Here is a 9557-nt window from a genome sequence, read left to right on the forward strand (position 1 = left end):
TATCGAATGAGGTCTATCGAATGGCGGACGGTTAGATGGCCAGTCGTTCAATAACAGTGGTGTCGGCGGGCGTCGATTGTTGATCACAGCCGAAGTCTGCGTTGTAGTGGGCGATTATTTCTCCTGCGACCGATACTGCAATTTCTGCGGGTAATTTACCCTTCACCTCGGCAATCCCCATGGGGCAGGTCATACGCTTGATCTGCGCCTCGCTGAAGCCTTTGGCATGTAATCGATGGATAAATTTGTGACGTTTCGTTGCCGAGCCGATAAGGCCAAAGTAGGCAAAATCATCCCGCTGTAGAATGGCTTCCGTCAGCGTTTGATCCAATTGATGGTTATGGGTCATGACGATGAAATAGCTGTTAGTGGGTTGGCTTGCAACCTCATCGGCAGGAAACTCACTGACAAGGGGTTCGACCCCCTCGGGAATAACGTTTGGAAACTGATCTTCCCTATTATCAATCCAGCGCACCCGGCAGGGTAAGCTGGCGAGTATCGAGACCAGTGCACGACCCACATGCCCAGCCCCAAAGACGACGATCTGTACTGTGTCGGTATTCACCGGTTCAAACAACAGAGTGGTTGCGCCACCACAGCATTGTCCCAGACTCGCGCCGAGGGAGAAACGCTCTAAGCGGGGCTGGCTCTGTTTCTGCTGTAGCATCTGTCGCGCAATTTTGATCGCCTTGTATTCAAGATGGCCACCGCCGATGGTGTCATACTGCTCAGCCTGACTGATGACCATTTTCGCACCGGCATTACGGGGGGTTGAGCCACGCTCTTCCACAACCGTGATGATCACGCCGGGGGTTGCCTCGGAGGCAAACTGATTTAGCGCTGTGATCCACTCATGATTCATCCGGTTGGCTCCCTGTGGCAGGCCGTTCCCCTGTTGTTAGCAGGGACGGTCTGTCAGTGGTTTAGTTAGCTGACTGCTTAACGCTGTTTTGCTGTATCGCCTGCACGGCCCAGAGGACCCGCTCAGGTGTGGCCGGTGTATCGAGCGCGGGGCTGATGCGGTAATCCGAGAGGCTCGAAATAGCATCTTTGATCGCACAGTACACCGAGATGCCGAGCATAAACGGCGGCTCGCCGACGGCCTTTGAGTTGAATACGGTATCTTCTTTGTTTTTGCGGTTTTCAACCAAACGGACACGAAAATCAATCGGCATATCGGTGATGGCTGGAATCTTGTAGCTGGCTGGCCCCGAGGTCATTAAACGCCCCTGATCGTTCCAAACCAGCTCTTCGGTGGTCAGCCAGCCGGCACCCTGAACAAAGGCGCCTTCAATCTGACCAATATCGATAGCCGGATTAAGGGAGGCGCCGACATCGTGAAGAATATCGACCCGCAGGATTTTATATTCACCGGTGAGGGTATCGATCACCACTTCACTACAGGCTGCACCATAGGCAAAGTAGTAGAACGGTCGGCCGCGGGCGGTGTTTCGGTCATAATAAATTTTGGGCGTACGGTAAAAGCCAGTACTAGAAAGGGATATCTGATTAACATAAGCCAGCTGAATAAAATCGGCAAAAGCCATGATTTGATCTCGGATCAGCACATGGTTATTACGAAACTCAATATCCTCTTCACTCACGCTGAAGTGGTGAATAGCAAAGTCGATTAACCGTTGTTTGATGGTACGTGCGGCATTCTGCGCGGCTTTACCATTGAGGTCGGTGCCGGAGGATGCGGCGGTCGGTGAGGTATTCGGGACCTTCTCGGTATTGGTAGCGGTAATCTGAATCGTCGCAAAATCGACCTGAAACTCTTCCGCAACAATCTGCGCTACCTTAGTATTGAGGCCCTGACCCATCTCAGTGCCGCCATGGTTAAGGTGGATGCTGCCGTCGGTGTAGATATGGATCAGCGCACCGGCTTGGTTTAAAAATGAAGCGGTGAATGAGATACCAAACTTCACCGGTGTCAGTGCTAAGCCTTTTTTGAGAATCGGGCTGCTGGCGTTGTAGGCTTTGATATCTTGACGCCGCTGCTGATAATCACTGCTCTGTTCTAAATCATCCAACAGTTCGGGTAGGACATTATCTTCAACTTTTTGGTAGTAGTGGGTCGTGTCCCGCCCCTCACCGCCATAAAGATTCAGCTTACGTATTTCGAGTGGATCTTTACCGAGGTTACGGGCGATCTCATCGAGGATGATTTCCGGCATGATCAGACCCTGAGGCCCACCGAAACCACGATAGGCGGTATTCGATGCCGTATTCGTTTTGCAGCGATAACCGGTAATCGTGGCATCACCTAGGTAATAACCGTTATCGCTGTGGAACATTGCGCGGTCGATGATGGAGTCCGAAAGGTCGGGTGAATTACCGCAGTTACCGGCCAGCTTCATTTCACAGCCGGTGATCATGCCGCTATCGTCATAACCCACCGTATATTGGTTAAAGAAGGGATGCCGTTTGCCGGTCATCATCATATCTTCCATGCGTGGCAACCGAACTTTGGTTGGACGGCCCGTTAGCTTAGCTATGACGGCGGCGATACAGGCGGGCCCTGCGGCTTGAGTCTCTTTGCCACCAAAGCCACCACCCATCCGGCGCATATCGATCTGTACTTTATTGAACGGGATCGCCAACACCTCAGCGACTAGCTTTTGCACTTCGGTGGGGTTCTGTGTCGATGAATAGACGATCATGCCGCCATCTTCGGTAGGTACCACCGAAGAGATCTGGGTTTCGAGATAGAAATGTTCCTGCCCGCCGATATGTACACTGCCTGACACTTTATGCTTTGCTTTAGCCAAGGCCGCGCTGGAATCTCCCCGTTGATGAGTATGGGGGTCGCTAACGAAATGTTCAGTTTGCAGGGCTTGTTCGACACAGAGGACCGGTTCGAGCGGTTCATATTCAATGATGGCCGCCATCGCCGCTTGGCGCGCGGTTTCATGGTCGCTGGCGGCCACGGCAAGCAGTGGCTGGCCGAAAAATTCCACGATATCTTCGACTAATAGTGGGTCACCGGGTTTTAAGGGTCCAATATCCACTAGGCCTGGGATATCTTTAGCCGTGATGGCGATGGTCACACCTGGAACCTCGTAGCAAGGTGAGGTATCGATGCGGGTTACCCGTGCGTGGGCTTGGTCCGATGTGCGGATATACACATGCAGCTGATTCGGGAATTCTAACCGATCATCGATGTAAATAGCTTCGCCGCTAACCTGCTTGGCCGCACTCTCATGTTTGACACTGCGGCCGACGCCGGTGGTCAAGTCTTGCTTCGCTAATGCCATCATCTCGGCATGGCTGTTGGATTTGTGTGTGTGATTAGACATAGGCGGTCACCCGTGTTGTGACGTCAGGCGTTTCAAGTTCGATGAAATACCGGGTCAGTAAGTTCGTGGCGACCTGTGTGCGATAGGCCTGTGATGCGCGAAAATCAGAGATCGGGCTGAAGTCCTGCAGCAGTGCTTGTTTGGCGGTTTCGATCGTGGCCATATTCCATGGCGCACCGGTCAGGGCTTGTTCGCAAGCCGTGGCGCGTTTGGGAATCGCCGCCATCCCACCAAAGGCGATGCGGGCCGATTCAACGATACCCTGATGAATCTGCAGATTAAAACAGCCTAACACGGCTGATATATCATCATCTAAACGTTTGGATATTTTATAACAGCGGAATTCACCATTGTCTGATGCGCGGGGCACGATCACCTTCTCGATGAACTCGCCGGGCTGTTGCGCGGTACGTTTGTAATCCAGAAAGTAGTCTTGTAGATCAAGGGTGCGCGATTGATTCTGTTTGCGAAGTACCACTTTTGCGTTCAGCGCGATCAACGCCGGAGGGGAGTCACCTATAGGGGATGCGTTACCGATATTGCCGCCGAGTGTGCCTTGATTACGAATCTGCAACGAGGCAAAGCGGTGCAGTAGGGCGCCTAAATCTGGATAGTCATGATTCAAGGCGTCATAGCAATCGGTTAGAGAGGCGGCGGCACCTATGGTTATGGCCGTTTCAGACAGCTCTATCTGTTTGAGCGCGGCGATCTCCCCTATATAGATAAGCGTATCGATGGGTCGATGAAACTGTGTGACTTCCAAGGCGAGGTCGGTACCACCGGCCACCATGCGAGCGTCGGGATACTGTTCTAGCAGTGTGGACAGCTCGGTTAAGGTGGTGGGGTTAAATGATTTTTTATGACCATTGCTTAGCTCAGCCTGCTGTTGGGGCTGTATTTTACGTAATTGAGCAATGGTTTGCTGTTGTTCGATGGCGAAGCGGTCAGGTGTTGTGACAGCATACATCTTTTCAGCCGCCTCAATAATGGGGCGATAGCCGGTACAGCGACAGAGGTTACCGGCAAGTGCTTCATTGATCTCTTCTTTATCCGGTTGGCCGATATTTTTGCCGAGAGCGAACATCGACATGACAATCCCCGGTGTGCAAAAACCGCACTGGCTGGCGTGATTATCCACCATCGCTTGTTGGGCGGGGTGTAGTTGATCACCCTGTTTCAGGTCTTCGACGGTGATTAGCTGCTTACCATTCAGTGTGGATATGAAGGTTAGGCAGGCGTTGATGCTTTTATAGCGGATCTGGTCTCCGTCTAATTCGCCTAATACCACGGTGCAAGCACCACAGTCCCCGGATGCGCAGCCCTCTTTCGTGCCGGTTTTACCGAGCTGCTGCCGCAGATAATTTAACACTGTCATGTTGGGGTCTGGGTGTTGTTCAACCCGCAGTTCTTTATCGACTAAGAAGCTGATCAAGGCGGACTCCTTCTGACCTGAGTGAGTTAGGTGGTTTTATGGCCATCCAATGATTAAAATGAAACCTGACTTTTAAGTCAAGATAACGCCAAGTTCTATTTTTTTATATCTATGCTGCTGAGTAGACGGATATTTTTTGTTTTTGGGTGATTTATAGGGATATGTCCTCTTGGCTGTTTTATTTTTAGTAATATGGGCTGCCTAAAGTGAATTATATGAATTCAATATTTTTTTGATAAATTGTATACAATTATTGTCGTTCAGTTTTTTTGATCGATTGCTGGGCGATTTTTCGGTCTAATGCACTGAATAAAAGCATTTTGGCGATATGTGCCTCGATAGTTGAGAGGGGATTTGTCTTCTGAATAACGTAGGTTTTGGGATTTTTTCTCTTAGCTTTGGCTAATATTGTCTTTATTAAGACCTTTAATTGTGGACAATATTATTTTAAACCTCTGTATTCGCATCCGTATCTAATGATCGGGTGTTTATTCATATAGATTGTGTGGCTCTGAGAACGAGCACTGATAACGAGTGCTGATAAGTAAAACCGTGTAGGCATATTTTTTTACACTACACATAAGTTGGATGAAATTAGGTGAAGAGTAACCGACGTATCTGGATTAAAGCGCCTCTGGCAACCCTTGAGCCTGAGAGTGCTGGCGGGGTGGTGATAGAGAATCAGTTAATCACGGAAGTGCTGGCAAGTGGCATGCAGCCATCGGTGCCCGTGGATGAGGTCTTTGATGCCAGTCAGCATGTGATGCTGCCAGGGTTGATCAATAGCCACCATCATTTTTATCAGACCCTCACACGCGCCTTCCCTCAGGCACTGAATAAGTCCTTGTTCAGTTGGTTAAAAAGTCTTTATCCCGTCTGGGCAAAACTGGGTGAGGAGATGATCGAAGTCTCCACTCAGGTGGCGTTGGCGGAGTTATTGTTATCTGGTTGTACCACCGCCAGTGATCATCATTATCTGTTTCCTGATGGTTTAGAGAACGCGATCGATATTCAGATGGCTCAGGCAGAAAAGCTAGGCGTGCGGGTGCATCTGACCCGTGGCTCGATGAGTCTAGGTGAAGAGGATGGTGGCTTACCGCCCCAATCAACGGTGCAGTCTGAAGAAACCATTTTGGATGATAGCGAGCGGTTGATTCAGCGATATCATGATCCAGAAGCAGGGGCGATGACTCGTATTGCCCTAGCGCCCTGTTCGCCTTTCTCGGTGAGTGAAGCGTTGATGAGAGCCAGTGCTGTGTTGGCGCAAAAATATGATGTCAGGTTGCATACCCATCTGGCGGAAACCCATGATGAAACGGATTTCTGTATCCAGATGTTTGGTCTGCGCCCGTTAGACTATTTAGAAAAGGTCGGTTGGCTGAATGACCGCGTTTGGTTGGCCCACGGTATCCACTTTAATGCAGATGAGATTCGTCGCTTAGGCGCTGCTGGCACGGGTATCTGCCACTGTCCATCATCGAATATGTTGCTAGCCTCGGGGTTATGCTCAACGCTCGATCTAGAGCGGGCCGGTAGCCCCATTGGTTTAGGCGTGGATGGCTCGGCCTCCAATGATGGTTCTAATATGATTCAAGAGGTGCGCCAGGCGTTCCTGTTGGGGCGGCTTAAGTATGCGGCGTCTGAGATTACCCATCAAAAAGTCCTGTCCTGGGCGACCGAGGGATCGGCCCGATGTTTAGGTCGGGATGATCTGGGTAGTTTAAAGGTTGGGATGCAGGCGGATATTGCGTTGTATAAACTGGATGAGCTACGCTTTGCTGGCGCCGGCGATCCCTTGGCCGCATTAGTGTTATGTGGTGCACATCAGGCGGATCGGGTGATGGTGGCGGGGCGTTGGCGTGTGATTGATGGTGCTATCGAAGGTTTTGATCTCGAAGGGCTGATTCAACGTCAGAAAATGTTAGCGCGGCGGTTAGCGATTTAAAACGGTCATTCCTTAAAAATGATACCGTTGGGTGCAGGCTTAAACCGAATACAGATAGAGTAAATAATCATGGTTCAAAAAACCTACCTCGATGCACAAACCCTGCTGGATGATTCTTTTCGCTTAGGGGCCAAGATAGTTAATGACGGGTTTAAACCGACCTATATCATCGCTATTTGGCGGGGAGGGACGCCGATTGGCGTCGCCGTGCAGGAGTTTCTCGCTTATTACGGGGTGCAGAGTGATCATATTGCGATCCGTACCTCATCTTATGCCGATGAGATCGATCAGCGGGCTAAAAAGGTTAAGGTGCACGGCATGGACTATCTGATCAAGAATATCCAAGCCACCGATAGTTTGTTGATTGTTGATGATGTGTATGACACCGGTCTGACGATTCAGGCGGTGATTGCCGAGCTACGAGATAAGTGTCGCTTGAACACCCCTGAGGATATCCGCATCGCGGTTCCCTATTTTAAGCCGACACGGAATAAAACCGGTGTCGATCCGGAATACTATCTTTATGAGACTGAAGCTTGGTTGAAATACCCCCATTCATTGGAAGGGTTGACGGTTGACGAGCTAAAAGAGCATCGGCCGGAGCTGTTCGGTATTATTGGGCATCTGCTGCCTGAAGCGGGTTAATCGATCAGTTAGCGTAACGATTCTCATATGAGAAGGTGAATATCGTGGAAAAACATTTTATTACTGAGCAGGAACTGATCTGTGATTCGTTCCGCTTAGGGGCGCAGATTTTTGAAAGTGGTTATCGGCCCGACTTTATTGTGGGTATTTGGCGCGGCGGCAGTACCGTCGGTATCTATGTGCAGGAATGCCTACAATACTTGGGCGTTAAAACCGATCATATCTCGATCCGTACCTCTTATCGTGGATTACCCCATTATCAATCGATGATTGAGGGTGAAAACAGCATTAAAGCCCACGGCTTACGTTATCTGCTGGAAAATCTTAACCGTGATGACAAGTTGCTGATCGTCGATGATGTGTTTGGCTCAGGTAAAAGCATTGATGCGGTACTGTCGCAATTGTCTGAGCGGGCCAAGCGGAATATGCCGGCAGACGTTAAGATTGCGGTGCCTTGGTTTAAACCGGCCAATAATCGTACCGATAGAGTTCCTGATTTCTACACACATACCACCGATAAATGGTTGGTGCTGCCCTATGAGATGGTCGGTTTAACGGAAGCTGAGATCTTCGCCAATAAGCCTGGATTACAGGCCATTATGGAGACAGTTCAGCGCTGATTTTCCTTATCGGGCCAATCTGGACTAATCAGCCTCACTAAAGTGGATAAAATCCTTTATTATATGTACCCAGAATTCAGGGAAGGCGCGAATATGTCGTGCCGAAAGGTCGTTTAACCTATTTGCACCTTCCTGAGCTATAGCAAGGTATACAGAGGATTTATCATGAAGTTTTCAGCATTAGATCTTGCCCCAGAGATTCAACAGGCCCTGGATGCCTGTGGCTATAGCCAGATGACCCCCGTACAGGAGCAGGCGATTGTGCCCGCCCGTCGGGGTAAAAATGTGCTAGCCAATGCTCAGACAGGTACCGGCAAAACCGCCGCGTTCAGCCTGCCTATTTTGCAACAGATGAGCGATCGTCCTAAGCCCACTGAGCCGGGCTGCCCGCGGGCGTTAATTTTGACGCCGACCCGTGAATTGGCCGAGCAGTTGGCCGAGACGATTAAACGTTACGCTCAGTTTATGCCACTCACCGTCACCGCCCTCTATGGTGGCGTGAATATGGATGGGCAGCAGAAGAAGCTTAAAGCCGGTGTTGATATTCTGATCTCAACCCCAGGCCGTTTGTTAGAACATGTGGTGCAGTGCAATGTGAGCTTGGCGAAAGCTGAGTTTGTGGTGTTGGACGAAGCGGATCGCATGTTGGATATGGGCTTTATTACCGATGTCGGTACCTTGTTGCAGCAAACAGCGAAAAAGCATCAAACATTGATGTTTTCTGCCACGATTTCTCCGACCGTGAATACGGTGGCTAAACAGTTGATGAGCCCCTATGAAACGGTACGGGTGGCAAAACTCAATGCTACCGCTGATACGATCGAGCATGTGGTTTATCCCGTTGAGGAAAAACGCAAAGCAGACCTGTTTGCGGAACTGATCAATAAACACCAGTGGTTTCAGGTGTTGGTGTTTACCAGCACCAAAGCACAGGCGGATTCCCTAATGGTGGATCTTAAAATTGACGGTATTCGCGCTGCGCTTTGTCATGGTGATAAGTCGCAAGGCTCTCGTCGTCGTGCCATTGCTGATTTTAAATCCGGTAAGATTCAGGTGTTGGTGGCGACGGAAGTAGCTGCCCGCGGATTGGATATTCAGGGATTAGAGTTGGTGGTGAACTTTAATCTGCCCTATCTGGCGGAAGATTATGTTCACCGTATTGGCCGTACTGGGCGTGCTGGCGCTAAGGGTAAGGCGATCTCGTTTGTGAGCCGTGAAGAAGAGCGGGCATTGGATGATATCGAACGGCTTATCGGCGCGCGGATTCAGCGGGTTTATATGCCGGGGTATGAAGTCGGTAGTCGTGATAACCTACGTAAGCAGATGGCTAAAAAGTCACATCGTCCGCGCACCAATAAGGCTGGCCGAACAAAAATCATCCGTAGCAAGCCTGGCGCTTCTAAGCCTACGCGTAATAAGTCTAAGTAAGTGTAATAGGCCGTGATATGCCGTTTAGGTTGTTCAGGGTCTGTTTAACGATGCCCCAGCCCTCACTCTTAGCGAGGGCTTATCTTTATAAGGTTTTATTTAACGCTTTAATATAAGACACTGATTTACTTTTAAGTAGAGCTTTTTAATAGAACTTTTTAGTAGGGCTTTTTAGTAGAGCTTTGCTA

7 protein-coding genes are annotated in these 9557 nt (G+C 49.9%); 4 read left to right on the forward strand and 3 right to left on the reverse strand.

Going from position 1 to position 9557, the window contains the following annotated elements; all coding sequences use genetic code 11:
• Window positions 1-31: 31 nt before the first annotated feature.
• From xdhC to xdhA, 3 genes are all read right to left on the reverse strand, one after another.
• A complete protein-coding gene (gene xdhC / locus EH243_RS11760; protein WP_126158862.1) occupies window positions 32-862 on the reverse strand; it encodes a xanthine dehydrogenase accessory protein XdhC in 831 nt (276 codons plus the stop codon).
• Window positions 863-923: 61 nt separating this feature from the next.
• Window positions 924-3299 (reverse strand): xanthine dehydrogenase molybdopterin binding subunit, encoded by a 2376-nt coding sequence (xdhB, locus tag EH243_RS11765; protein WP_126158863.1) that lies wholly within the window; start codon window positions 3297-3299, stop codon window positions 924-926.
• Window positions 3292-4731, reverse strand: coding sequence for a xanthine dehydrogenase small subunit (xdhA, locus tag EH243_RS11770; RefSeq protein ID WP_126158864.1), 1440 nt, complete (start codon window positions 4729-4731; stop codon window positions 3292-3294). Before xdhA ends, xdhB begins: the two co-directional genes overlap by 8 nt.
• A gap of 598 nt (window positions 4732-5329) precedes the next feature.
• Between xdhA and EH243_RS11775 the strand changes: the two genes are divergently transcribed.
• From EH243_RS11775 to EH243_RS11790, 4 genes are all read left to right on the forward strand, one after another.
• Window positions 5330-6676 (forward strand): 8-oxoguanine deaminase, encoded by a 1347-nt coding sequence (locus EH243_RS11775; protein ID WP_126158865.1) that lies wholly within the window; start codon window positions 5330-5332, stop codon window positions 6674-6676.
• Window positions 6677-6745: 69 nt separating this feature from the next.
• Window positions 6746-7321, forward strand: coding sequence for a phosphoribosyltransferase (locus EH243_RS11780; protein WP_126158866.1), 576 nt, complete (start codon window positions 6746-6748; stop codon window positions 7319-7321).
• A 44-nt stretch (window positions 7322-7365) separates the two neighbouring features.
• The gene (locus EH243_RS11785; protein WP_126158867.1) at window positions 7366-7941 is read left to right on the forward strand and encodes a phosphoribosyltransferase; all 576 of its coding nucleotides are present in this window, start codon (window positions 7366-7368) and stop codon (window positions 7939-7941) included.
• A gap of 165 nt (window positions 7942-8106) precedes the next feature.
• The gene (locus EH243_RS11790) at window positions 8107-9369 is read left to right on the forward strand and encodes a DEAD/DEAH box helicase (RefSeq protein ID WP_126158868.1); all 1263 of its coding nucleotides are present in this window, start codon (window positions 8107-8109) and stop codon (window positions 9367-9369) included.
• Window positions 9370-9557: the final 188 nt, after the last annotated feature.

Source organism: Amphritea opalescens, from assembly GCF_003957515.1.
GTDB lineage: Bacteria > Pseudomonadota > Gammaproteobacteria > Pseudomonadales > Balneatricaceae > Amphritea > Amphritea opalescens.